26 protein-coding genes and 7 tRNA genes are annotated in these 23,471 nt (G+C 42.4%); 4 read left to right on the top strand and 29 right to left on the bottom strand.

Annotated elements, in window-relative coordinates; translation table 11 throughout:
- Window positions 1–214 precede the first annotated feature (214 nt).
- Both MHH54_RS02740 and MHH54_RS02735 read right to left on the bottom strand, forming a co-directional pair.
- Window positions 215–1,015 carry an alpha/beta hydrolase gene (locus MHH54_RS02740; protein WP_342500639.1) on the bottom strand — a complete coding sequence of 267 codons (801 nt, stop codon included), beginning with the start codon at window positions 1,013–1,015 and terminating at the stop codon, window positions 215–217.
- 145 nt (window positions 1,016–1,160) lie between these two features.
- The gene (locus MHH54_RS02735) at window positions 1,161–1,496 is read right to left on the bottom strand and encodes a helix-turn-helix domain-containing protein (protein ID WP_034620215.1); all 336 of its coding nucleotides are present in this window, start codon (window positions 1,494–1,496) and stop codon (window positions 1,161–1,163) included.
- A gap of 178 nt (window positions 1,497–1,674) precedes the next feature.
- Here MHH54_RS02735 and MHH54_RS02730 point away from each other — a divergent pair, with 178 nt between their 5' ends.
- Together MHH54_RS02730 and MHH54_RS02725 are read left to right on the top strand one after the other, a co-directional pair.
- Window positions 1,675–2,649: an NAD(P)-dependent alcohol dehydrogenase gene (locus tag MHH54_RS02730; protein WP_268459875.1), complete on the top strand. Its 975-nt coding sequence runs from the start codon at window positions 1,675–1,677 to the stop codon at window positions 2,647–2,649.
- Window positions 2,650–2,950: 301 nt separating this feature from the next.
- Complete coding sequence (locus tag MHH54_RS02725; RefSeq protein ID WP_034620217.1) at window positions 2,951–3,295, top strand: hypothetical protein; 345 nt, start codon at window positions 2,951–2,953, stop codon at window positions 3,293–3,295.
- A 96-nt stretch (window positions 3,296–3,391) separates the two neighbouring features.
- Here the strand turns inward: MHH54_RS02725 and MHH54_RS02720 are convergent.
- From MHH54_RS02720 to MHH54_RS02660, 13 genes are all read right to left on the bottom strand, one after another.
- Window positions 3,392–3,475, bottom strand: a tRNA-Leu gene (locus MHH54_RS02720).
- A gap of 48 nt (window positions 3,476–3,523) precedes the next feature.
- Window positions 3,524–3,606, bottom strand: a tRNA-Leu gene (locus tag MHH54_RS02715).
- A 7-nt stretch (window positions 3,607–3,613) separates the two neighbouring features.
- Window positions 3,614–3,689: transfer RNA gene (locus MHH54_RS02710), tRNA-Lys, on the bottom strand.
- Window positions 3,690–3,719: 30 nt separating this feature from the next.
- A tRNA-Gln gene (locus MHH54_RS02705) sits at window positions 3,720–3,794 on the bottom strand.
- A gap of 21 nt (window positions 3,795–3,815) precedes the next feature.
- Window positions 3,816–3,887, bottom strand: a tRNA-Glu gene (locus tag MHH54_RS02700).
- Window positions 3,888–3,894: 7 nt separating this feature from the next.
- A tRNA-Ser gene (locus MHH54_RS02695) sits at window positions 3,895–3,985 on the bottom strand.
- Window positions 3,986–3,988: 3 nt separating this feature from the next.
- A tRNA-Asn gene (locus MHH54_RS02690) sits at window positions 3,989–4,063 on the bottom strand.
- A 209-nt stretch (window positions 4,064–4,272) separates the two neighbouring features.
- Window positions 4,273–6,120, bottom strand: coding sequence for a sigma-54-dependent Fis family transcriptional regulator (locus MHH54_RS02685; protein WP_003214480.1), 1,848 nt, complete (start codon window positions 6,118–6,120; stop codon window positions 4,273–4,275).
- 108 nt (window positions 6,121–6,228) lie between these two features.
- Complete coding sequence (gene lpdA / locus MHH54_RS02680) at window positions 6,229–7,608, bottom strand: dihydrolipoyl dehydrogenase (RefSeq protein WP_278177928.1); 1,380 nt, start codon at window positions 7,606–7,608, stop codon at window positions 6,229–6,231.
- Between the two features lie 18 nt (window positions 7,609–7,626).
- Window positions 7,627–8,772, bottom strand: a complete 1,146-nt coding sequence (locus MHH54_RS02675) for a dihydrolipoamide acetyltransferase family protein (protein ID WP_342500638.1) — start codon at window positions 8,770–8,772, stop codon at window positions 7,627–7,629.
- A 17-nt stretch (window positions 8,773–8,789) separates the two neighbouring features.
- Window positions 8,790–9,827: an alpha-ketoacid dehydrogenase subunit beta gene (locus MHH54_RS02670; RefSeq protein ID WP_003214035.1), complete on the bottom strand. Its 1,038-nt coding sequence runs from the start codon at window positions 9,825–9,827 to the stop codon at window positions 8,790–8,792.
- A gap of 23 nt (window positions 9,828–9,850) precedes the next feature.
- Window positions 9,851–10,825 (bottom strand): thiamine pyrophosphate-dependent dehydrogenase E1 component subunit alpha, encoded by a 975-nt coding sequence (locus MHH54_RS02665; RefSeq protein ID WP_342500637.1) that lies wholly within the window; start codon window positions 10,823–10,825, stop codon window positions 9,851–9,853.
- Window positions 10,826–11,018: 193 nt separating this feature from the next.
- Entirely contained in the window at window positions 11,019–11,492 is a 474-nt protein-coding gene (locus MHH54_RS02660) for a SprT family protein (RefSeq protein WP_003214448.1), read from the bottom strand.
- 99 nt (window positions 11,493–11,591) lie between these two features.
- Here MHH54_RS02660 and cmpA point away from each other — a divergent pair, with 99 nt between their 5' ends.
- The gene (cmpA, locus tag MHH54_RS02655; protein ID WP_012009003.1) at window positions 11,592–11,726 is read left to right on the top strand and encodes a cortex morphogenetic protein CmpA; all 135 of its coding nucleotides are present in this window, start codon (window positions 11,592–11,594) and stop codon (window positions 11,724–11,726) included.
- A 19-nt stretch (window positions 11,727–11,745) separates the two neighbouring features.
- Here cmpA and MHH54_RS02650 read toward each other — a convergent pair whose 3' ends face one another.
- The 14 genes from MHH54_RS02650 to acpS form a co-directional block, all read right to left on the bottom strand.
- Window positions 11,746–13,905, bottom strand: a complete 2,160-nt coding sequence (locus MHH54_RS02650) for a Tex family protein (protein ID WP_106033113.1) — start codon at window positions 13,903–13,905, stop codon at window positions 11,746–11,748.
- 76 nt (window positions 13,906–13,981) lie between these two features.
- Window positions 13,982–14,581, bottom strand: coding sequence for a PP2C family serine/threonine-protein phosphatase (locus tag MHH54_RS02645; RefSeq protein WP_003214034.1), 600 nt, complete (start codon window positions 14,579–14,581; stop codon window positions 13,982–13,984).
- Entirely contained in the window at window positions 14,581–15,369 is a 789-nt protein-coding gene (gene sigB, locus MHH54_RS02640) for an RNA polymerase sigma factor SigB (RefSeq protein ID WP_012009000.1), read from the bottom strand. The genes MHH54_RS02645 and sigB overlap by 1 nt, the downstream gene beginning before the upstream one ends.
- On the bottom strand, window positions 15,335–15,823 hold the full coding sequence (rsbW, locus tag MHH54_RS02635; protein WP_003214356.1) for an anti-sigma B factor RsbW: 489 nt from the start codon (window positions 15,821–15,823) through the stop codon (window positions 15,335–15,337). The genes sigB and rsbW overlap by 35 nt, the downstream gene beginning before the upstream one ends.
- Window positions 15,820–16,149 carry an anti-sigma factor antagonist gene (locus MHH54_RS02630; protein ID WP_003213847.1) on the bottom strand — a complete coding sequence of 110 codons (330 nt, stop codon included), beginning with the start codon at window positions 16,147–16,149 and terminating at the stop codon, window positions 15,820–15,822. Before MHH54_RS02630 ends, rsbW begins: the two co-directional genes overlap by 4 nt.
- 59 nt (window positions 16,150–16,208) lie before the next feature.
- Window positions 16,209–17,216, bottom strand: a complete 1,008-nt coding sequence (locus MHH54_RS02625) for a PP2C family protein-serine/threonine phosphatase (protein ID WP_137055564.1) — start codon at window positions 17,214–17,216, stop codon at window positions 16,209–16,211.
- A gap of 10 nt (window positions 17,217–17,226) precedes the next feature.
- Window positions 17,227–17,628 (bottom strand): anti-sigma regulatory factor, encoded by a 402-nt coding sequence (locus tag MHH54_RS02620; protein WP_003214085.1) that lies wholly within the window; start codon window positions 17,626–17,628, stop codon window positions 17,227–17,229.
- A gap of 2 nt (window positions 17,629–17,630) precedes the next feature.
- On the bottom strand, window positions 17,631–17,999 hold the full coding sequence (gene rsbS, locus MHH54_RS02615; protein ID WP_003214235.1) for an RsbT antagonist protein RsbS: 369 nt from the start codon (window positions 17,997–17,999) through the stop codon (window positions 17,631–17,633).
- A 4-nt stretch (window positions 18,000–18,003) separates the two neighbouring features.
- A complete protein-coding gene (locus tag MHH54_RS02610) occupies window positions 18,004–18,834 on the bottom strand; it encodes an RsbT co-antagonist protein RsbRA (protein WP_003214372.1) in 831 nt (276 codons plus the stop codon).
- A gap of 114 nt (window positions 18,835–18,948) precedes the next feature.
- Entirely contained in the window at window positions 18,949–19,299 is a 351-nt protein-coding gene (ndoA, locus tag MHH54_RS02605) for a type II toxin-antitoxin system endoribonuclease NdoA (protein WP_003214169.1), read from the bottom strand.
- Between the two features lie 4 nt (window positions 19,300–19,303).
- Window positions 19,304–19,585 (bottom strand): hypothetical protein, encoded by a 282-nt coding sequence (locus tag MHH54_RS02600; RefSeq protein WP_003214273.1) that lies wholly within the window; start codon window positions 19,583–19,585, stop codon window positions 19,304–19,306.
- 293 nt (window positions 19,586–19,878) lie between these two features.
- A complete protein-coding gene (gene alr / locus MHH54_RS02595) occupies window positions 19,879–21,060 on the bottom strand; it encodes an alanine racemase (protein ID WP_106033114.1) in 1,182 nt (393 codons plus the stop codon).
- Between the two features lie 135 nt (window positions 21,061–21,195).
- On the bottom strand, window positions 21,196–22,212 hold the full coding sequence (locus MHH54_RS02590; RefSeq protein ID WP_268494244.1) for an outer membrane lipoprotein carrier protein LolA: 1,017 nt from the start codon (window positions 22,210–22,212) through the stop codon (window positions 21,196–21,198).
- A gap of 160 nt (window positions 22,213–22,372) precedes the next feature.
- Window positions 22,373–22,738: a holo-ACP synthase gene (acpS, locus tag MHH54_RS02585; protein ID WP_050945549.1), complete on the bottom strand. Its 366-nt coding sequence runs from the start codon at window positions 22,736–22,738 to the stop codon at window positions 22,373–22,375.
- Window positions 22,739–22,832: 94 nt separating this feature from the next.
- On the opposite strand from acpS, the gene MHH54_RS02580 reads away from it, so the two are divergent.
- Window positions 22,833–23,438: a rhomboid family intramembrane serine protease gene (locus MHH54_RS02580; RefSeq protein WP_003214209.1), complete on the top strand. Its 606-nt coding sequence runs from the start codon at window positions 22,833–22,835 to the stop codon at window positions 23,436–23,438.
- The last annotated feature ends 33 nt before the right edge of the window (window positions 23,439–23,471 follow it).

The following is a 23,471-nucleotide window of genomic DNA, read 5'->3' as shown; positions in this document are numbered from 1 at the left end:
CTGACAACTATTCTTTAGAGGATAGTAATTAAGATTTCACAGCTAGCATACAATCGATGTATCTTGTGATCTCTTTCTAATAAAAGAGCACACAAAAAAAATACCAATGGTACACGACCCTTGGTATTTTTTAGAGATGCCCGAGAGGACTTGAACCTCCACGGGGTTATTCACCCCTGACTCCGATTTGCACATATTTTGCACAAAACCTAATCTATTTCTTTACATTTTCCGACTCAAGTCTGATTAACCAGTTATGAACTAATGAGTTAAATACATCAGGTTGTTCGATTTGCAAGTTGTGGCCAGCCATATCAAGCACTCCAAAGGTTGCCCTTGGATAGTCTTCGATCAGCCGCCACGCATCGTGATATCCAACTACATTGTCTTGACGCCCTGTGATAATGAGCGTGGGATACTGAAATTCAGATGAAATGTCGAAGGTATAGCCATATCCATTTTGAAGAATGTTATTGATAAATTCATGATTTGTTTGTTTAGAAGGAAGGTAAATTTCATCTCGAAACCTCTCCCATTCCGGTTTTCCTTGCACAACTGCCATGGAGCAAAATTCATCCGTCTCCTCTGGAGAGAGTTGTGATATCAAGCTGCTGTCACTTTTTAGAACGGTCTTCTCTGGCACGACTCTTTGATCGAATACAGGTATAGTCATTGGGGCCACAAGTAGTAATCCACGAACGGTTTCTAGGCGTGAATGAACAATACCTCTAGCTATGTACCCTCCATACGAATAACCACAAACAATAAACTGTTCATCAGGGATAATTTCGTCCAAAAGACGCAATACCGCTTCTAACATATCATCAGAATTCTGAATAGATGGATGCGGCTCGGAACGTCCCATACCCGGTAAGTCTATGTATATTCTCTTCCAACCGCTTTGTTTTTCAAATACCGGTTCCAATGCATGTAACATCACTTGATGGTCAAGTGTCCAACCATGCAATATAACGATCGGAAATCCTTCTCCAATGACTTTATGATAAATTGACATGTATTTGCATCCCCTTTTCTAGCGCTTCCCTAGTAATCTCAAGATTTTTTGTTGTTTTTCTTCAACATAGCTTAAAGTGAATAAAATCTTTGTTAGGAAGCTATGCTATGATTCCCTAACGAATTTCTCACGTAGATGGATTTTATTATGACTTTGATTTTTTTAATTGGTTTTCGCCCCATAAAAGAAGTTGTTCAAATATAGGGATCAGCTCTAGTCCTGCCCCAGTCAATGAATATTCTACTCTTGATGGAACTTCATTATACTGAACTCGTTGAACAATTCCGTTTTCAATCAGGTCCTTTAATGATTGATTGAGCATTGTTCCTGTAATTCCATACACTTTACGCTTTAACTCATTATATCGAATCTCCTTGTAACTACATAGTACAGCTAAGATTTTCAAATTCCATTTTCCCGCTAATATATTTAATGCATAACTCGCTGGAGCTATCGCTTTATTCAGCTCACTTTCAGTCATATTTTATCCACCCCTTAGTCAGTTTTTCCTTCCTTAAGCAGTTTATATTGCGTACTTGTTAAATCAATTCCATTTATTATAATCAAATATGTAAACCGTGTCATCCATGTATTAGAGAGCCAAATTGATTATAAAAACCCTTCAAGTCAATACTTTTTCAAGGAGATGGAGTGAGTAAATGAAAAATGAACAGATGCGCGCTGCACAATACACTAATTATGGGTCACCGAATGTTCTTTTTGAAGATTCTATATCAAAACCTGTTATAGAGTCTGGAGAAGTACTCATTCGTGTACATGGGTCGAGTGTAAACTCTATGGATACGCTGTTTCGATCAGGCAAGTTGAAACTATTAACGGGTAATCAATTCCCTAAAGGGACAGGAGCAGATTTTTCTGGAGAGGTTGTTGAAGTAGGATCGAACGTAAAAAGTTATCAATTAGGTGATAAAGTGTGGGGGGTTCTTCCTATGAATCTCAGGAGCCAAATTGGTAGTGCCGCTGAATATGTAGCTATATCACCTGAGAAAATATCTAAAACTCCTACAAAGATTGATCTCATACAAGCCGCGGCATTGCCTGGCGTAGGTGCTACTGCAATTATTGCCTTAAAATATCAAGCTAAACTTAGAAGAGGCGAAAATTTACTTGTACGTGGTGCAAGTGGAGGAGTCGGAAGCATTGCGATTCAAATTGGAAAAATGTTAGGTGCTCATGTAACTGCTCTTGCAAACGAAAAACATCTCACTTTTCTTCAAGAGCTAGGTGCAGACGAAGTACTTGATTATAAAAAGACGTATCCTACTGATCTTAAAAAGTTTGATGTAGTCATGGACACAGTTGGAACTGACCTCAAACATTATAGGCGCCTGCTTACAAAGAACGGAAGAATGGTTACTATTGGATTTCCTAGTTTTTCGTCTTTCATATATATATTAGCTTCAACTACTTTCGGTTCTCGTAGAGTTCGCACATTCAGCGCAAACCCCAAAAATGAACTTTTAAAAGAATTAGCATCTTATGTAGATTCCAACAAGGTCAGACCAGTTGTTGATAGCATTTATCTTTTATCTGATGTTGCCAAAGCTCATCATTCCTTAGAAACTGGAGGTGGACGAGGAAAACGTATCATAAATTTACTTGATAACAAATAAACCATCAAATGACATGACATTATTCAATTTTTCTGTTGTAAGAGGTACATGCTTGGTAGCCATTTCAAATCTTCCAGCTCTTCTAAAGTATTCAGCTGCTTCTAATGCAAAGTCTTCAATATCACTATACATTTTCCTACTTTTTAAGAACCCAAAACATCGGTCTAACAAATGCTTATCTTCTTTTAAATACAGACCTTGAAGAATGTTAAATTTCGAAATATACTCGACATCCATACAATTCAAATATTTTACATGTTATGATGAATTTGTAATAAAACCAAACTGAGGGGGAAGTATTATGAATAAACTTTACAAGGGATTAATTGTTTCAGTATTATCAATTTCTTCATTAGCTCTTCCAGCTTTAACAAATCAAGCTTCTGCGCAAGAACCTGCAAAAATTCACAATATAGCAAAGCCTACAAATGAAATTGGAACGGTCGATTTCCATATGCTAAGAAACTCAAACGTTGGATTGCTGTATGGCTATACAAGATGGGAAATCATCTCTGGCAGTCACCTTATTAGCATTAGTTCTAGTGGTGTCGTATCTTCTTACTCATCACTGGGCACGGCGTTGGTTTATGCCTATGATATAAACGATAATTACGTCATTTTTAAGATTACAGTTGAACCTCGATAATTAAAAAAGTCCACTTACTTAAGGTAAATGGACAAATTCATTTAAAAGTGATAAAAAATTAAAAAACCAAAGGTTTACCACCTTTGGTTTCTTAGATGCGGCCGAGAGGACTTGAACCTCCACGGGTTATTCACCCACTAGGCCCTCAACCTAGCGCGTCTGCCATTCCGCCACGACCGCGTGTATGATGTGCTCATATATTCATAAGTGCACTGTTTGAAAAAACAATGCGGGTGAAGGGACTTGAACCCCCACGTCATAAAGACACTAGATCCTAAGTCTAGCGCGTCTGCCAATTCCGCCACACCCGCGTGACAATGGTGAGCCATGAAGGACTCGAACCTTCGACCCTCTGATTAAAAGTCAGATGCTCTACCAACTGAGCTAATGGCTCATCTGCTATGCAGAAAAACATATAAAAAAATGGCTGGGCTAGCTGGATTCGAACCAACGCATGACGGAGTCAAAGTCCGTTGCCTTACCGCTTGGCTATAGCCCAACGAATGAAAAAAACAAAACATGACCCGTACGGGATTCGAACCCGTGTTACCGCCGTGAAAGGGCGGTGTCTTAACCGCTTGACCAACGGGCCAGATAAATGGCGGAGAAGGAGGGATTTGAACCCTCGCGCCGCTCGCGCGACCTACACCCTTAGCAGGGGCGCCTCTTCAGCCACTTGAGTACTTCTCCATTTGGCTCCGCAGGTAGGACTCGAACCTACGACCGATCGGTTAACAGCCGATAGCTCTACCACTGAGCTACTGCGGAATAATAAGACATGTTTCATTATATATATGCCGGAAAAATGTGTCAAGAATTTTTAAGCGTTTCAATCCTGCTTCATTTGCGACGGCTTTTATAATTTAACATATACTAATATAACAGTCAAGCCTTTTTCCATGCCATTTGTTTAACTTGGCAGAAAGCCCCCGACCTCTTCAAGTAGACCAAGGGCCTTGATACAGCCTTCCATGAGATTAAGACAGATGAAACTTTCGCATCCACTTATAAAAAGTACTTCTTGGCACCCCTGCTAGCCTCGCTGCTTCTGACACATGACCTTTCGTTTTATGCAGTGCGTCTATCACTGTTTGCATTTGAATGCGTTCCCTGAATGTGAGTTCTTTTGGAGTCTCGGTATACTCTGCTGGATGCAGCTTCTGCTTTTTCTGATCAACCGCCTCTAATACTGAAGCGTATTGCGATTCACCAATCCATCCGCCTTTCGGAAAGAGGACCCTTAGATGTTCAAACAGATTAAAAAGCTCTCGTATGTTTCCTGGCCAATGATACTCTTGCAATTTCTGAAAAAATGATTCAGGAAACGCCGCATTCCAGTGGTACTTCTTTTGGTAATAACGATATAAATCATGAATGTCTTCTTTTCTTTCTCTAAGCGGCGGAATGTTGATCGGATAGACATGAAGACGGTAATACAAGTCTTCTCGTATTTTTCCTTCCTTCAGCAGTTCGTTCATATTACGGTGAGTCGCTGTAATGATTCGAATATCCAAAGGGATTTCGTGTGTCCCGCCGAGCGGTACGACTGCCCTTTCTTCTATCACCCGAAGAAGCGCTACTTGCATCGCATATGGGATTTCACCAATTTCGTCTAAAAAGAGTGTTCCCTTATGAGCTTGTTCAAATTTCCCTTTAGCTCCGTGACGTTTTGCCCCTGTAAAAGCCCCTTCAGCATAGCCAAACAGCTCACTTTCTAACAGGCTTTCAGGAATGGCTCCGCAATTAACAGCAATAAACGGCCCTTTATGCCTTTCACTGGCGGAGTGAATGGCTCTAGCGGTCAGTTCCTTTCCTGTACCTGTTTCTCCCCAAATATATACATTTGCATCTGTTTGTGCCGCTCGTTTCATTTCGCTGAGCGTCTGTTGAAATACCTTACTTGTTCCTGATTCCCCGGGAAATTGAGCAAAAGAAACGGTGATGCTGCTTTTCGCTGCTTCTTCAAGGGAAAGGGACATGCCTAGCATCTTTCCGTCTTGCTCTGATTGAATGATCTGCTTTCCCCGGATAACAAATGGATAATCCTTAAGCCGCTCGACATCCATTCCATACCAGTCTGAAAATCGTTCTCTAATCGACCTGCTGGCAGAAACAATTTGCTTTTTTTCATTACAGACCACATACGGTTCGTCTGTTTCCACCTGCTGGAGACAATGAGTGATGAGCTCCAACTCTCTCCTTTTTTGCTGGACTTGAATTTCTCTCTCGATGGCATAAGCAACCGTTGAAGCCATTCCAAGCATAAAAGGGTGCTTGTTATCCGTCATACAAGAGATGTCAATCACCCCTATGATTGTACCACCTGCATCGCGAATAGGAGCGGCTGAACAACTCCAATGGTGAGAGGCGATAGAAAAATGCTCAGTTCCGTTGATCGTCACCGCTTCTCCGATGACGAGTGCAGTTCCGATCGCGTTTGTCCCTACATCTGTTTCAGTCCAGCGTGAACCCTCCATAAAATTAATTCTTTTTGCTTCCACCATCGTTCTTTCGCTTCCTGTCAGACTTAGCACATAACCGTCTGCATCGATGAGTAAGGCCAGCATGTCAGATTCTTTTAATTGCTGACTGATTTTATTTAAGTAAGGAAGAGCCGCATTTAGGAATAATGAATATTTCTTTTTTTGGGCACTGAAACGTTCCTTTTCTAACAACGACTGTCCTTTATCTAAATACGGATTCACATTTGCCTGTTTACACCTGTGCCATGATTCTACCACTCTCTTATTCAGACGAGACTGATCAAGCAAACCTTCACGAACAAAACGTTTCCACGTATTTAAATAACAAGGCGTCGGATTCATTCCATCCTCTCCTCTAGGGGCTTTTTATTCATTATAGATAATTATAAAAGCGCTTTCAATTATCATTAGCTAACCCAAGAAGTCAATCGGATAGAAAAGAAGCCTTTTTCAGCAGTGTACCGCTCGTCCAATGGTTTGCAGCAAGGCTTCGTGTATCGCCTCTGAAAGTGTCGGATGTGCCGCAATAAACTGCTCTAAAGTATCAGCGGTCAGCTCTGTATGCATCATCACCGCCGCTTGTCCAATCAGTTCTGTTGCATTTGGTCCGATGATTGAAACACCTAATATTTCTTGATATTGCGGTTCTACAATGACCTTTACGTGACCGGCTGGTTGATTTAAGATTAATGCTTTTCCATTTGCAGAAAATGCACATGTCCCTATCCGAATCTCCTCATATTGTTTTCTAGCACTCTCTTCATTTAAACCAACACTGGCGATTTCTGGAGAGGTGTAGATGCATCTCGGAATTACTTGCTCATTCACCTTTACATGTTCACCTGATGCATGGGATGCCGCAACCGTTCCTTCATGAAAAGCAGCATGAGCAAGCTGGACCCCACCTGTTACATCACCGCACGCATAGATATGCGGGTGATTGGTTTGCATATGTTCATTGACGTAGATGCCGTTTCTATCAAAATCAATACCAACCTGATCAAGATTCAATTCTCCAAGCTGCGGATTTCTGCCAATGGCCACTAAGCAAAGATCCGACTGGATTTCACACCGCTCTCCTTGATTATTCTCCACCACTACTTTTCTTGAAGAGGAATCAAGCTGCTTGACTGCGGCGGACGTCAAAATGTCTACACCCGTTTCTTCGAGCTGCTCGTGAAGACATTGTGCAATATCACGATCTTCTTCAGGTAAAATGTGCACTGCCCGTTCAACCATGACAACCTTTGATCCCATTCTGCTAAAGATGCTCGCAAACTCACAGCCGATCACCCCGCCCCCAATGATACAAAGCGAATCTGGAATCGAAGAAAGTGACATGGCATCCTTGCTGTGAATAATCCATTCGCCATCAAAAGGTGCAAACGGTAAAGCAGCAGGCGCTGCCCCTGATGCAATAATGATTTGTTTTGCTTGAATGATTTCAGACTTTCCTTCACTTTCTATCAATAGCTCATGTGCTGATAGAAATGAAGCCTTCCCATTTACCACGGTGACTTTGTTTTTATTCATCAAGAAGCGAACACCATCAGTGAGCTGCTTGACGATAGACTGCTTCCGTTTTTGGACAGCATCCCATTGAATGGTAGGCTCATGTTCTGGAAGCTCAATTCCAAAATGTACAGCCGATTTCACATGCTCATATATATCGGCGCTTTGCAAAAGTGCTTTGGTTGGAATACAGCCCTCATTGAGGCAGGTACCTCCCAGCTGACCTTGATCAATTAACACAACCTTCCTGCCAAAACGGGCGGCTGTTATGGCCGCCACATAACCTGCTGGTCCGCCTCCTATAATGACCAGTGTCATGGTACATTCACCTTCTTCCTATAAAAGAATGGATATTGGTTCTTCTAAATGTGCTTTGACCGTTGATAAAAATGCGGATGCCGGTGCTCCGTCCAGTACGCGGTGATCAAACGTAAGACTGAGTGGCAGGATGGTTCCTTTGCACAATTCATCCTCTCGATAAACAGGGGTGTCATACATTGTTCCGACGCCAAGGATCCCCGCTTCCGGCGGATTCAAAATTGGCGTGAAATGCTCTACACCATACGCTCCAAGATTGGTCAATGTAAAGGTTGAACCTTGAATTTCATCATGAAGAAGCTTTCCTTCACGTGCTTTTTGGCCATACAATTTAATGCTCTTCGCCAGCTCTATCAGCGTTAACCGCTCCGCATGCCGAATGACCGGTACAGCCAATCCGTTATCTAACGCAGCAGCAATGCCAAGATGAACATTCTCAAAGGTTTCCACAACTCCGTTATGATATTGACTGTTCATCGCAGGATGTTCTAACAACGAAAGGATCGCTGCTTTGGCTACAAAATCGGTGATGGTCAACTTTGTATCGTAACGTGCTATGGCTGTTTCATTCAGCTGTTGTTGTAAGTTTGTAAGTTTTGTCACGTCCGCTTTCATCGTAATGGTTAATTGTGCACTTGTTTGCAGGCTTTCCATCATTCTTGAGGCAATTGTTTTCCGCATCATGTTAATAGGCTGATGCTCTGTTTCGTTTTGTTTTTTCTCTTCTTGTTTTTTCTCTTTCCGTTCAGGAAGCGCATGAAGCACATCCTCTTTCGTAATTCTTCCACCTGGTCCTGTCCCCACGAGCGTATCAATGTCTAGGTTTGCGCTATTCGCCATTTTACGGGCAACAGGAGAGATTTTCTTTCTCTCTTTCTTTGGTTTTGACTGGATGTCTCTTTCTTTCTTTTCCTCCACTGGTTCATTTCCTTCACCGATATAGCAGATGACCGTGCCAGGCGGTACACCTTCTCCCTCAGATACTTTTATATCCAATATGGTTCCTTCAGCAGGTGATTCAATCTCCATTTCAATTTTTTCGGAGTTGATGCTTGCAATGCTTTCCCCTTTATTTACAGACTCACCGACCTCCTTATTCCAGACAGATACCGTTCCTTCTTTCATCGACATGCCCAATTTAGGCATCACAACTTCGACAGCCATCTCCCTCTCTCCTTTCTCTAGTTCAAGATCTTGTCATGGCTCTTGCCAATCAGCTCTAATACGGTGTTCACAACTTTATCAGGTGTTGGCAGATATATATCTTCAAGAGGTGGTGAAAATGGTACCGGTGTATGAGGAGCCGTTACTTTTTTGATTGGAGCGTCAAGTAAATCAAATCCTTTATCTGCAATCAAAGAAGAAATATCTGCGGCAATTCCGCACCTTGGATTTGCTTCATCGACAATGACAAGTCGATTTGTTTTTTCTACTGAAGTCAGAATGGCCTCTTCATCGAGCGGCGACAAGCTTCTTGGATCAATCACTTCCGCTTCAATACCTTGAGCAGATAATTGCTCTGCCGCTTCCAGTGCTGTATGCACTTGTTTGCCTACTGCAAAGATGGTTACATCAGATCCTTCTCTCTTCACATCTGCTTTACCAAGCGGCAGTGTGTAATACCTCTCCGGCACATCTCCTGTGATATTGTAAAGCGTCTTGTCTTCAAAAAAGATGACAGGGTCCTGATCCTCGATGGCTGCCAGCAGCAGCCCTTTGGCATCATATGGTGAAGAAGGCACAACTACTTTCAATCCAGGGATGCTTGTAAATAGTGCATACAAACTTTGTGAATGCTGGGCAGCTGCTCTAAAACCCGCCCCATGTGTCGTTCGAATCGTGATTGGCACCTCTGCTTTTCCGCCAAACATGTATCGGAATTTTGCGCCTTGATTCAGGACTTGGTCCAGACAAGTACCGATAAAATCATTAAACATGAGCTCCGCAATTGGTCTTAGCCCTGTTGAAGCAGCTGCCATAGCCGCGCCTACATAGCCAGCTTCACTAATCGGCGTGTCAAGGACACGCTCACGTCCAAACTCCTGAACGATTCCTTTCGTTACACCAAGAACACCGCCCCATGCTTCATCATCCTGTAAGTGATCTACATGAGCGCCACCCGCAACATCTTCTCCCATTAAAATGACATCTTCGTCTCTTCTCATTGCCAGTTTAATCGCTTCATTCAAAGCACTAGACATGCTGATTTCTCTTGTCATTTCCCTCTCCCCTTTCAGGTTTATTAATATGAAACATACACATCAGTCAGCAATTCAGTATGATCTGGATATTCACTTTCTTCACTGAATCTCACGGCTTGATCTATCGCTTCTGCTACAGTCGCTTCAATACTTGATATCTCTTGATCCGTTAGCAGCTGCTGCTTTAATAATTCATTTTTAAAAAGAGTGATGGCATCTTTCTCTTCTTGATGTTCGGTTTTTTCTTGATTGGTTTTGTAGCGCTGGGCGTCTCCTTCAAAATGACCATAATTCCGATATGTCATGCATTCAATCAATGTCGGACCTTCTCCATTTTTTGCTCGTTCTATCGCTTGTTCTGCTGCTTGATAAACGGCTGTCACATCTTTTCCATCTACTTGAATACCCGGAATACTATAACTGGCGGCTCGATCCACAATCGATTTGCAGCTTGAAGCATAGGAAAATGGCGTTGCTTCCCCGTAACCATTGTTTTCTGCAATGAAAATGACTGGCAGTTTCCAGATGGCAGCGAGATTGATTCCTTCGTGAAAAGTCCCTTGATTGTTAGCACCATCCCCAAAAAAGCAAACGCTTACATTATCTGTCTTTTTATATTTAGCCGTGAGGGCTGCCCCGCACGCAAGTGGAAAGCCGCCTCCAACAATTCCGTTGGCACCGAGCATTCCTTTATCAAAATCTGCAATGTGCATAGATCCACCTTTTCCTTTACAAAGGCCTGTGGCTTTTCCATAGATTTCTGCCATCATTCCTTTTAGATCACAGCCCTTAGCGATACAATGACCGTGGCCACGGTGTGTACTTGTAATACTGTCTTGTTCATTCAGATGAGCGCAGACTCCTACAGCAACAGCTTCTTCACCAGCATAAAGATGGACAAAACCTGGCAAGATCCCCTTTGTAAAAAGCGTGTGTACTTGATCTTCAAATTGGCGGATTTCCTGCATTTTTTGATACATCCAAACGGCTTTTTCTTTTGTGAGTGCCATTTCCATGATAAAACCTCCTATCTTTTTTGCTTGCACTTCTATACAAGCAAAAAGCGTGCCAACATCATGGCGCTTGAAAGCTTAGGTTTTTGAGCGATTCACACTGATCAAAAAAGAGACAAAATGAGACTTGCGTCTCTATTTGTCTCAATATGTCTACTTCATCTCACAAAAAAAGCATCCCATAAAGGAATGCTTATCACTCTGAACCGATTGTACGCTGCCATTTTAATTTTCCTTTGCAGACGCCGCACACATAACGAGAGGTATCAACTCGCCTTTTCCTGATAAAATACTGACCGCATCCTGTGCAGACATATTCTTGCCGTTTCTGTACACGCCGTTTATTTTGTACGGTCTTTAGCGGTGTACAAAAACGCGGGGCTCCTACTTGTTTTAATAACTCTTTAAAGGAACGGTCACGATGCTGATAGCCTTTTCCTTCAAGATGCAGATGATAATGACACAGCTCATGCTTGATGATCCCGATTAATTCTTCTCGTCCATGTTCCTCTAGGTATCGGCGGTTCAGTTCGATATTGTGTGTTCCAAGTAGATACCGCCCGCCTGTCGTTTTGAGACGGTCATTAAAAACAGCCTGATGGCGGAATGCCTTACCAAAGAACTGCTCAGAAATATGCTCTGTTAACTGCTGTAACTCTCTCTCCTTCAATCAAGATCGTTCCTTTCTATAAAAACATCGAACGGGACAATTTCCCCTTTGCATACATTGAAGGTACACCCACTGTTTCGATCAAAGGAGGAATGGGCGATGCCCAACTGGCTGAAAAATCAGATGCAGAAGGCTTTTTTCGAAAAAAATCATTACCAAATCAAGTTGTTGAATCAATGCTGGTACTTCTACAGAAAAAAACATTCAGTCGCATCAAGGCACACCCCATCCTGAGGTGCGCCTCGTTTTTTGTTTACTCTGGTTTCAGCATGGAGAGGGCAACGCGGCCTTTTGCCTGGTCAACGGAGTCCACCCATACAGTCACAATGTCACCAACTGATACAACGTCAAGCGGATGCTTCACAAAGCGGTTGCTGAGCTTGGAAATATGGACAAGCCCGTCCTGTTTTACACCAATATCAACGAATGCGCCGAAGTCTACAACGTTTCTCACTGTACCTTGCAGCTCCATTCCTTGCTTCAAGTCCTCTAATTTCAACACATCTGTTTTTAAAAGAGGTTTTGGTACTTCATCGCGCGGATCACGCTCAGGTCTTGTCAGCTGATCGACGATATCTTGTAGTGTAATGATACCAATATCAAGCTGCTCTGCTGCTTCGTCCAGCTTGACCTCTGCGATTTTCTCCTTTAACTGCTCTGTGCCAAGATCATTTGGTGTCATCTTGATCATGCGTAAGAACTGTTTTGTTTCTTTATAGCTCTCTGGGTGAATGCCTGTCCGGTCAAGTGGATCTTGTCCGTCTGCGATGCGCAGGAAGCCGATACACTGCTCATAAGTCTTAGCACCAAGTCTTGGAATGTCCTTTAGCTCTTTTCTGCTTGTGAATCTTCCAATCTCTTCGCGGCGCTTGATGATATTCCCTGCGACAGCTTTTGAAAGACCTGACACATATTGCAGCAGCGCCTGTGAGGCCGTATTGACGTTCACACCGACTTGGTTGACGACCGTCTCTACCACGAAGGTTAACGAGCTGTTTAATTGTTTTTGGCTCACGTCATGCTGGTATTGGCCCACTCCGACAGACTTCGGATCAATTTTCACGAGCTCTGCTAAAGGATCTTGTAATCTTCGAGCAATGGATATGGCGCTTCGTTCTTCGACTTGCAGGTCTGGAAACTCTTCTCGCGCCAGTGCAGACGCAGAGTATACACTTGCTCCTGCTTCATTAACAATCAAATAGGAGACTGGCTGATCCAGCTCTTGAATGAGGTCTGCAATGAATTGTTCGGTCTCTCTTGAGGCTGTTCCGTTTCCAATCGCAATGACTTCAATGTTAGATGATTGAATGATCTCTTTCACTTTTTGTTTCGCTTCCGCTTTTTTCTGTACAGGCGGGTGCGGGTAAATGACGCCTATATGATGGACTTTTCCTGTATCATCCACGACGGCTAATTTACAGCCTGTACGAAACGCAGGGTCCACTCCAAGTACACGCTTCCCTTTCATCGGCGGCTGAAGCAGCAGTTTTCTTAAGTTTTCAGCAAAAATATGAATCGCTTGTTCCTCTGCCTTTTCTGTCAGCTCTTTGCGTATTTCTCGTTCGATGGAAGGCTGAATAAGGCGTTTATACGCATCGTCAATTGCCGCTTCGATAAACGGTCTCGCCGTCGTCTGTTTGCCTTTTATGACTTGTTTGTCGAGATAGAAACGAATATTTTCAGCAGGTGGCTCGATGGCTGCCTTTAAGATGCCTTCTTTCTCTCCACGATTGACCGCTAGTACGCGGTGAGGCACTATCTTTTTGATGGGCTCTTGATAATCGTAATACATTTCATAGACATTTTTCTCATCGCTCTCGATGTCTTTTCCTGATGTGACCAGACTTCCCTTTTGGTACGTTTCGCTGCGAATCCATTTCCGCATATCAGGATCATCTGCCAGCTGTTCAGCAATGATGTGCTGCGCGCCTTCAAGTGCCTCTTCTACACTTGTTACTTCTTTTTCTTCGTTGATAAAAGAAGCGGCCTTCTTCTCGATCTCATCGCTTGGCAGCGTGAGTACATATTCCGCCAGCGGCTCGAGCCCTTTTGCTTTGGCTACATTCGCCTTTGTTTTACGTTTTTGTTTGAATGGTCGGTATAAATCTTCGACCTCTTGCAGTTTATGAGCTTGTTCAATTTTTTGTTTTAATTCATCCGTCAGTTTGTCTTGTTCTGCGATTAAGCGAATGACTTCTTCTTTTCGGTTCATGACATTTTGGATATATGTATAGCGCTCTGAAATGGTTTGAATTTGCACCTCATCCAGAGAGCCTGTCTGCTCTTTCCGGTAACGGGCAATAAACGGGACGGTGTTACCATCCTCTAAGAGCTTGATGACACTTTCAATTTGTTTTGTTGAAAGCTTTAATTCTGTTGCAATTTGTTTCAATAAAAAGTCAGATGTCTTCATACTTTGCATCCCCTCACTGTGTCTTCTCTTTTAGTGTATCAAAAAAATCGGCAAAACAGAAAAAAGGTCAGCTATTTTACGTGAGCTGACCAAGTACATAGGTGAGATCGTCCTTTTTGTCTTGTGTGTATGTTTCAAGCTGTTTGGCAATGTCTGCAACTGAATGACTATGCTTTAAACACATTCTCATGTTTGGCACATTCAGTCCGTCTGAATACATAATGAATGTCGATCCTTTTTCGTAGGAATAGGTGTATGTTTTATATTTTCTAGGTTTCCCTGATAAGTATCCTGATGTCGGAAGTGGATAAATATAGTCGCCAGAAGGGGCATTCAAGATGAACCGAATATTACCAACCGAACAATAGGTAAACTGCTGCTGGGAAAAATTCACCTTTAATATGGCTACAGTGGCTCCGCGTTTATTTTTCATCGCCTGATTGCATCTGTCGATGAGGGTCGTCATATCCTCATGTCCATATTCTTCGACAATTTCGCTGACTAAAGAAGATGATTCATTGGCGAACTGACCGCTGCCTAATCCGTCTGCCACAGCACAAATTAGTTCTTCATCATCTGCTTTAATAAAAAAACTGTCCCCGCAGCATGATTTCCCTTCTTTATTCGATTGATAGATAATGGCATTCACATGCTCATGCTGTTCAATCTGCTTCATTACCCTAGCTCCATAGACGCATCTTCTGATAATGCATCTCGTAGCTTTTTAACTGCCTTCCGTTGCAGTCTCGATACATGCATTTGGGATATCCCTAGTAAATCGCCTGTTTCTTTTTGACTCTTATTTTGCAAATAAGTCAGATTGATAATCTCTTTTTCTCGGTCTGTCAGAACATGAAGCACACTTTCAAGCATCATTTTTTGGTTTACACGTTCGTAGCCCTCTTCCTGTGAGCCAACAACGTCTAAAATGGTGACTGTGCTTCCTTCAGAATCAGCCTCTACGCCTTGGTCAACAGACAGTGCTTGATAGCTTTTGCCCATCTCCATGGTTTCCAGTACTTCTTCCTCTGTCACATCTAGGTATTCTGCAATTTCTTGGACTTTCGGTGACTTTTGCGTCTCTGTTGTTAGATGATCAACGGCCATCTTGATTCTTGGTCCAAGCTCTTTGATTCGCCTTGGTACATGGACACTCCATGTTTTATCTCGTAAAAAGCGTTTGATTTCCCCGATGATGGTTGGAATAGCAAAGGCTTCAAATGATTTACCGACTAGTGGATCGTATCGCTTAATGGCGCCAAGTAAACCAATCATTCCAACTTGTCTGAGGTCTTCATGAAAGCTTTTTCCTTTTGAATATTTTTTTGCCAGCATATCAACCAAGTTTGTATAGCATTCGACCAGCGTGAGCTGCGCCTGCTCATCTTGGTTGGATTGATAGCTTTGGATAAGACGATCCACTTCATCTTTAGTTAGTTTCATAGTTTTGGATGGTTGTGTCATGGTCAACTCGCTCCCTGTTTAAAAACTTTGTCATCGCAACGGTAACTCCGGAGTTTGCTTGCACCTCGACTTCATCCATCAATGTTTGCATTAAGTATAAACCAAGACCTCCTTCTGCCAATTGATCCACCGTATGAGCAGATGTATACGGCCCTAGGTCTTCCTGCTTTTGCTTAAAGTCAAAGCTACCGCCTTTGTCCGCGACAATGATTTCTAGACGATCCTCGTAGACAAGAAAGCGAACAGCTACCTCTCCATCTTCGCCATTTTCACCTTTGTAGGCATGCTGAACTGCATTTGTACAGGCCTCACTGACCGCAATTTTTAAGTCCTCAATCTCTTCATAGGCATAACCCATTCGACTTGCTACGCCTGAAAGAGTCAGGCGGATGATGCCTACGTATTCTGGTTTCGCTGGGATTTTCATCTCGATTAGATCTACTGATTCGTTCATTGTACCCCACCCTCTGTCTTTGCAGAAATGTCAATGATGTCCTTTAGTCCAGTAATTTCAAACAACCTTACAAGCCGATCTGACAAGTTCTCAAGCTTTAGTGTTCCACCTGCTTTTTGAGCCGCTTTAAACAGCCCAACAAATACACCTAATCCTGTACTATCCATATACGTAACATCCTTCAAACAGATCTCAAGATGCTCTCCCGCCTCGGCTTTAGGCATGAGTGTTTCTCTTAGCTGAGGAGCAGAGTACACATCAATTTCTCCGCTGACACTAATTTTCGTTTTTTGATCTATTTGATGCTCTTTCACTGTCATATTCATTATGCATTCACCTCGAAATTCTTGTTTCCTAGAATTTTATATACCCGCATCTTCACTTTCTAAACCTTTCTTTTGAGCACAAGTAAAGTGAAGTCATCGTGAAGCTGAAAATCTTGTAGCTTGAGTAAGCTGGCATAGATGGCATCGACCATTTCCTGAGCTGAGTAGGGTAGGTGCTCTGCTATAAGCGCTTTGATATCCTCCCGCTCTAAAAAGCCGTCCTCCGACTTAGATTCTGTAACACCATCAGAGAATAAGATCACCATATCTCCTACGTCCAAATGCTTCTCATACTGCTTATAATCAAAATCTGGTGCGATTCCAAGTACAAGCCCTTTTGCATCTAAATCGTAAAATTGGTTCTCTTTATTGCAATAGAAAAAGCCCGGCTCATGACCAGCCGATGCATATTTAAATTCATGCGTTTCTTTATTATAACTGCCATAAAACATGGTGATAAACATACTTGGGTCTACGTTTTGCTCGACAACACGATTAAGGGTTTTCAGCACTTTAGTTGGGCCGCTCCCTGACTCAGGCAAGGAATCCATCGCATATTTAATCATCGACATACAAAGCGCAGCTGGGATTCCCTTTCCAATGACATCTGCGATCGCAATATTAATCGTATCGTGATCCGTTACAAAATGGTAATAATCTCCACTCATCTGTTTTGCCGGTACACTGATCGCCCCAATATCGAACGTATCTCCTTCTGGAATTTTCGTTTCCAGAAGGGTTTGCTGAACATTTGCAGCAATTTCAATTTCAGATTTAATTTCTTGCTGAATGCCTCTAAGTGTTAAATGTTCCTGATAGGCAAGTCCGTACCCAATCATGACTTCAATTAAGAAGTCTAGTGAATGAAAAACATCTTCCGGCAAATCAGGGTAAAGCTCCTGAATCACTTTTCGGTGAACACTCACTATTTCTTCAGGAGGTATTTGATGCTCAATGGTTTTACGGCTAAATTTTTGAGCTTGATAAAGCGATGTTTCAGTTAAATCACTGATATAACGACTGAGCAGCTGATGGTACCGCTGCTCCATTACCTCCTTAAAATCCATGGTTTCCCTCCTAGCGAAGCCACTTAACAGCTTGTATCTCCGTTCCTTGTTCTGGTGCAGAATCTAATTTAAATTCATCCATCAGTCTTCTGACGCCCGGCAAGCCTGCTCCGAGTCCGCCTGATGTAGAAAATCCGTCTTCCATGACTTTACGTATATCCATGATGCCAGGCCCCTCATCGGCTGCGATGACTTTGAGTCCACGCTTTCCGCGCTCCATCACTTCTTCTATACAAATCTGACCTTTACCAGCGTATAAATAGATGTTTCGAGCTAATTCTGAAATGGCCGTCGTAATTCTTGCTTGGTCAACTGTTCCAAAACCAAGTTCTTTTGCAACATTGCGCCCCAATTGTCTTGCTGCGACTATATCCCATTCCGTCAATATTTTCACACAGGATTGGTCTTTCATATCTATTCCCCCAATTCCCGCTTCAGTGTCTCAAGCCCTTGTTCAAGATCTAGTGCTGTTTGAATTTCTTCCAGCGATATACCAAGTTCAATAAGCGTCACAGCGACTGCCGGCTGTATTCCTGTTAATACAACTTTTGCCCCCATGAGCTTGGACATGGTGATCACATCGCCTAATACCTTTGCGATAAATGAATCAATCATATCGACGGATGTTAAGTCAATGACAACACCGTTTGCTCCTGTTTCATGAATTTTATTCAGTAAGTCTTCTTGAAAGTGAAGAGCTGTTTGATCATCAAGCTCCCACTGTATTGAGATCAGAAGACAATTATATAATTTTAAGATTGGAATCTTCGGGTGATTTCTCAATTGGTTATCCCTCCAATGAAACAATTTTTCGATTTGTCATTTCCAAAGCAGTTTGAATTCCTTTTTGAAGGGTATTCTTTGTTGTAACCTGAGATAAATCAATTCCAAGGTTAACGATCGTTTGGGCTATTTCTGGGCGAATACCGACAAGTAAACACTTCGCTCCTACTAATCTCACAGCCTCTGACGCTTGAATGATATGGTGGGCCACCATTGTGTCCACGACAGGTACACCCGTGATATCAATCAAGACGACCTGTGAGCGATGTTTGACGACACCATTGAGCAGATTCTCCATAATTTTTTTCGCACGATCTGTATCAATTGTTCCAACAAGTGGCATGACGGTGATGTGCTCAAATACAGGAATAAGCGGGGCAGAAAGTTCCTGTAGCGCCATTTTTTGAAGGCTGACGGTTTTTTCCCATGAGATGGAGTACTGGTTTAAGATCTCGTTATGGATGGGTGTGATGAATCGATCGATTTGCCAAATGAGGTCATGACTTTCTTGTGTTGTATCTTTGTCATCGTTCATTTTTTCATATAAATGTGTACGGATTTCCGTTAGACCGTTTGCCAGTAACTTAAGTGATATACCCATTTGAACAATTTTTAAAGCAAAATTTTGCACTTTTTCTTCAAAATCCTCACTATACCCCTCTGAAAGAGATGTAATGATCAGTTGAACATATTCCGAACAGATGGTTTCATACATTTTGTCGTTCAGCATCATGTCCGTTTCTTTTTCTCCGAGTCGTTTTAAAATGTCCGTCCACTCATTTTCTAATTCCTTTTGATGCTTTCTTGCAAAAGCTAACACGATATGATTCGACATGTTTTACCCCCTACTTACATTTAAAACTCTTCTTTAGTCTGTCTTCATTATAACGTTAATAAAAATTGAACACAAAAAAAGTTGCTCCCAGTAGAGCAACCATATCTCACCATATTAAAAATCAATAAGAGCCAAACTAACTTGTAAGGCTTCATCAACCTTCTCCATCATCTCATCATCAAGATGTGTGATTTTATCTGTCAATCTTTGTTTATCGATTGTACGAATCTGTTCCAAAAGAATGACAGAATCTCGTTCAAAGCCGTAGCGCTTTGCATTAATTTCGACGTGAGTCGGTAATTTCGCTTTTTGTATTTGGGCTGTTATGGCTGCAACGATAGCAGTCGGGCTAAAGCGATTTCCAATGTCATTTTGAATCACCAATACCGGGCGAACCCCGCCCTGCTCGGAGCCAACAACAGGAGATAAATCAGCAAAGTAAACATCACCGCGTTTAACAATCAAATGTTTAACCCCCGCTGACTAATCGCTCAACTGTATTCTCAGCCTCAAACTCTGCGTATTGTGCCTCTGAAGAGATATTCAGATTAATTTTCGCCATCTCCATGTAGCCGCGTCTCATCGATTCACGATTTTGTCGAATATTACGTTCACGAATATACGTTTTTGTCGCTCGGTAGATCAATTCATTTCTTGTTACCTTATCCTGCTCTGCTACTCGTTCGATCTCAGACATTAAAGCCTCCGGCAGTCGAATCTTCATTTCATTTGTTGCGCTGGATTCAGACAAAAAACATACACCTCCACAAAACTTACGGATACCGTATCGATCCATTCCAAGACTAATCATACCATTATTCAATGCACAAGCAAAGCTGTTTTTTCATGAATTCTTATTAGAACATGAAGCGGCTCGCCACCCGTAAATCAAGATGATAATGGAGTTCCTCTTTCCCATTATACGCTTTTTTCCGAAAATCATACGGTATTTCCAAAATCTCTAAAAAAGGGAGAATGTTTACCCTACTTTTGTCGAATAAAAAAGAACGAAGTCAGTTTGACTATCGTTCTTTTGAATGTTGTTTATAAAAAACTTGGCCCGCCTTGAAGGAGCGGATTCCGCACATGCACTCTTTCGCCGTCCTCTAAATATACTCTTGGGACGCGGTGGCCAATCGAGCAAGTGACTTCATAGTTAATGGTTTCAAGCCTTTTGGCGATTTCATCGACTGATACCATGTCTTCTCCTTGCTTACCAATCAAAACGACCGGCTCGCCTACTGGAAGCTTGTCTTTCAGTTCAATCATGAATTGATCCATACAAACCCTTCCTGCGATCTTCCGGCGTTTTCCGCCAACAAGCACTTCCGTTGCTGCCAGCTTCCTGATCCACCCATCTGCATAGCCGACTGGAACCGTGCCGATCCACGTATCTTGATTGGCTGTATACGTCGCCCCATAGCTGACACTCTCACCCTCTTGAATATGCTTTACATGGGCAAGCTTTGTATGAAGAGACATGGCTTCTTCGAGCTTGAAAGGCAATTCATCTTTGATTTCTTCAGACGGTGACAGCCCGTACATACTGATGCCGAAGCGAACCATATTAAACAAAACGTCTTTAAACCTTAAACCTGCAGCACTGTTGGCGCAATGAACGAGCAGCTTGTCCGTATGAAGCGGCTCAAGCAGTGTTTGAAAGGTGTCGACCTGCCGATCAAAGTAAGCCTCATCCTTTTCATCTGCTGTCGCAAAGTGAGTAAATACGCCTTCCAGTTGTAAATAAGAGTGCTCGCTGACAAGCTTTTTCACTTCGTTCACTTGCTCTATCGTTTTCACACCTAATCGGTTCATTCCGCTGTCTATTTTCAAATGAAAACGTATCGGTTGTCCCATCTGCCCTTTCACCATTTTGGTGACGTCTCTCAGCCAATCGATGGAGTAAGCGGTCATGATGACATTGTAACGAACGGCGACTTTGACATATTCCGGCGGTACTGCGCCGAGTACAAGTATTGGTGCTTTGATGCCTTTATTTCTTAAAGAAACCGCCTCATCTAAAAAGGCGACGGCTAATACGTCTGCTCCTGCTTTGAGAGCAGCTCTCGCCACTTCTATATCTCCATGTCCATATGCATTGGCTTTCACCACAGCCATCAGTTGAACACTTTGACCGATATGATCTTTCATATGTGAAACATTATGCTTGATTGCTGATAAATTAATTTCTGCCCATGTGTCTCTATAAAAGGCATTTGTGTCCATCCGTCACACTTCCCTATTGAATGATTCAATCCCCTCATATGATACTAAAAATCAAGAATAATGTGAAACAAATCAAAGAAAATCAGCCCATGCATAGGGCTGATGTTTCATTTCTAAGGCTCTCGCCTGAGGTATTTATTTAGCTGACTGGCCTTCTACACTCTTTGCAACCATCAAGAGCTCTTCCTTCGATAGATCACTTGAAGAAATCAAGTAGTCCACTCCGTCAGATGTCCATGAAAGGGATTGATCTGTGAGAACCCCAACTGTCATGCCAAGGTCGACTGGCTCACCGTTCATTGTCACAGGCGTAGATGCTTCAGCGACTCTCGCTTTTTCCTGAATGAGTGTGAAGGATTTCTTTCCGCCATACGTCATGACATAACGCTTACCTGCATCTGTCATCATTTCTTTCTCTTCCATCTTCTTCACACCCTCTGGCATGTCAACTGGTGTTTTCACCGCAAAGCTGTCAGATGGGTCTGCACTTGTGGCAACATCCATTTGAGAGAGTGTCATGTTTTTCTTCTCATCAAATGCATCTTTGTCAAAGGATTTATTGAATTCAAAGTGAGAGAATTCCACTTTCACCATTGGCTTTTTGTCGCTATCCAGTACTTTCACACTGGCAGGCGCCATTGTTTTTTTATGAAAGGAAATCTCTTGGGTAGGCAGCATTTGGTTGTGCTGATAATTGGTTTTGGTTTCAAACACATACTTTGAATCTTTCGCTTTGAACTGAGCGGCACTGTCATTTTTAATGTCCTTCACGAGTGACTCAAATAAGTAGACCTGACTGCTATTATTTGGCCAATCACTGTGGAAACGGAAGCTCTTGTTCAATGAAGGTGTCAGCACAAACACACCATTGCCATTTCTTAAAATGACTTGACTCTGATCCTTTTTCGGATTTTCTAAATAGACACGGTAAAGTTCCGGCTTCTTGTACCAAATTTCTACTTGATACTCCTGCGGGTCATTTCCTGTCTCAATGGTCATTTTTGCTTTGGCTTTGTATGATGTCATTTCCCCTGCCTTTTTGTTTAAATCTCCAACGATATCCTGCTGAGATTTTTGACCGCATGCGGAGAGAATCAGTACAAAAAGGATTCCCGTTACAAGCAAAACAAAGCTTTTTCTCACCCTTTTCAACCCCTTCGTTAATTGTGTTAAAAGGAAGAAACCGCTTGTTTGACTTTAACAGTACGCCTCAAGAGTTAACTGCGTACCGCGAACCATCAAAGCCTGTTAGCAACTCGCCCTTCCTTATCGCACTACCCAATATATGAAGGGGGGACAAACAATATGCAGACTAGCTTGACAACCTTTCAATTAAAACTTGTGCAGCAGCATATTCTTTCGTGTGAGTGATGGACACGTGAACCTGGTCACCCTTCGTCTTTTCGCTTTTGATGAAAGGTTTTCCAAGTTCGTCTTTCTGGATCTCCATATCATGAAAGCTTAAATGCCGGCCGATTCCCGTTCCGTATGCTTTAGCGAAAGCTTCCTTTGCTGCAAAACGTCCTGCCAAAAATTCCAGCTGCCTCTTTTCACTGAGTGTGTGAAAGATGTCTTGTTCACTTAACGTTAAAATCCGTTCTGGTAAACGAGGCTGTCTACTAAGCACTCGCGCGAGCCGGTTGATCTCTACTATATCAATACCTATTCCTTTGATCATGAGGTACCTCCTATGAGACTCGTACTAATTTGGATGTTCTCTTCATAAACGTGTTACTATAAACTTACCATTATCTAGTCAAAAGGGGTTTGTTATGTTTATTCGAACGGAGAGCTTTCAACAATTTATTAGATCGTATCCAATCGTCACAACGATCCTTGCTTTGCAATTTGGTCTATGGCTTCTATTTGCGCTTCCTATACCTCTTATACAGCTTGGTCACGACCATCTCGTCGGTTTCAATTATGGTGTAGCTACTGGAGAATGGTGGCGGCTCGTCACACCTATTTTCCTTCACGGAAGTCTGACCCATATTTTGTTCAATTCTATGTCTTTGTTCTTATTCGCTCCAGCGCTTGAGCATTTGCTTGGGAAGGTTCGATTTCTCATTATCTATCTTGGTGCAGGGTTCATTGGCAATCTCGGAACCTATTGGGTGGAGCCTTTAGAGTATGTACATGTCGGCGCGTCTGGTGCGATCTTCGGTTTGTTTGGCGTTTATTTATACCTTGTTCTATTTAAACCGCATATGATGGACCGCGGCAATTCTCAGGTGATCTTAACGATTCTTGCCGTCTCTGTCATCATGACGTTCGTCAACTCGAACATCAATATCATGGCTCACTTATTTGGATTAATCGGCGGCATGCTCCTAGCACCTCTTACGCTATTTTTCCATTCAAAAAAAAGACGCTACTAACCTCATAAAAAATGTCGATCACTCCTATTAACA

Source organism: Bacillus sp. FSL K6-4563 (assembly GCF_038630405.1).
Taxonomy (GTDB): domain Bacteria; phylum Bacillota; class Bacilli; order Bacillales; family Bacillaceae; genus Bacillus; species Bacillus pumilus.
This window is presented reverse-complemented; position numbering and strand designations above follow the sequence as displayed.